At 73.2% G+C, this 1,460-nt stretch carries 1 protein-coding gene; it reads left to right on the top strand.

Annotated features, from left to right (window positions below):
• Positions 1-1,460: circularly permuted type 2 ATP-grasp protein (locus G6021_RS13790; protein ID WP_182641532.1), on the top strand; the 1,460-nt coding region annotated here is incomplete at both ends.

Here is a 1,460-nt window from a genome sequence, read left to right as displayed (position 1 = left end):
TACGCGCACTCGCGACTGTTCGGTGTCTACCTCCCGATCGAGGGCCTGGACGAGGACCCGAGCTGGGACGAGGCGGTCGAGGCCGGTGGGCGGCCGCGGGCCCCGTACGACCCCGTCCTGACGGCGCTGCAGCGGATCGGGACCGTCAGGCTCCGGGCGCGGCAGGTGCGGGCCGAGCAGGAGGCCTCGGTCGCCGGGGTCACCTTCCGGGTCACGGGCCAGGAGCGTCCCCACGCGTTCCCGATGGACTTCGTCCCCCGGATCATCACCTCGGAGACCTGGTCGCGGCTCGCGGCCGGGATCGAGCAGCGCGCCCGCGCCCTCGACGCGTTCCTGGACGACGTCTACGGCGAGCAGGAGTTCCTCGCCGCCGGGCACCTCGCCCCCGAGGCCCTCGATCGGGCACCGGGGTTCCGCGGGAGTACCGGGCGGGCGCTGGGGGCGGACCGGATCCGGGCGCACATCTGCGGGATCGACCTGGTGTGCGCGGACGACGGTCGGTGGCTGGTCCTCGAGGACAACGTCCGCGTGCCGTCCGGTGTCGCCTTCTCCACCGCCCACCGCGAGATGACGTCGGCGTTGTTCGGCGACCTGGTCGACGAGTTCGATCTCCACTCTCCCGACCAGGCCTTCCCCATGATCCGGGAGACCCTCGTGGCGGCGGCACCGCCGGCGGCGGGCGACACCCCGAACGTGGTGGTGATGTCCTCCGGTTCGGCGGACTCGGCGTGGTTCGAGCACCGCCTCATCGCCGACCGGGCCGGCCTGCCACTCGTCACCCCTGACGAGGTCGTCTTCCGGGACGGGATCCTGCACCGCAGGACCCGCGACGGGCTCCAGCGGGTGGACGTGGTGTACGCGCGGATCGACGAGGACATGCTGCTCAGCTCCCCCGGACTCGACGGCGAGCCGCTGCGGGACGGCCTGCTGGACGCCCTCGCCGGGGGGCGGCTGACGGTGGCCAACGCCCTCGGGAACGGGGTGGCGGACGACAAGGCCGTGTACGCCTCCGTGCCCGCGATGATCGACTTCTACCTGGGGGAGGCCCCGGTCCTCGAGCAGGTGCCGACCTACCTGTGCGCGGACCGCACCCAACGCGACCTCGTGCTGGACCGGCTGGGGGAGCTGGTGGTCAAGCCGATCGACGGCTACGGCGGGCTGGGGATCACCATCGGGCCCGAGTGCTCCGAGGCGGAGTTGGCCGCACGACGCGAGGAGCTGCTCACCCGGCCCGAGGGCTTCATCGCCCAGGAGGTGGTGGCCCTGTCGACGCTCCCGACCTTCGACGGCACCCGCATGCAGAGGCGGCACGTCGACCTGCGCGCCTTCGCCCACCTGAGGCGCGAGGGAGGCCGGACGACGGCCCACGCGGTCCCGGCCGGCCTCACCCGGGTGGCCCCCGCCGGGTCGCTGATCGTCAACTCCTCCCGCGGGGGTGGCGGCAAGGACACGTGGATCAT

Source organism: Dietzia sp. CW19 (genome assembly GCF_014145265.1).
In the GTDB taxonomy this organism is placed as follows: domain Bacteria; phylum Actinomycetota; class Actinomycetes; order Mycobacteriales; family Mycobacteriaceae; genus Dietzia; species Dietzia natronolimnaea.
The sequence above is the reverse complement of the archived record's forward strand: the minus strand, read 5'-3'. Positions and strand labels throughout refer to the sequence as shown.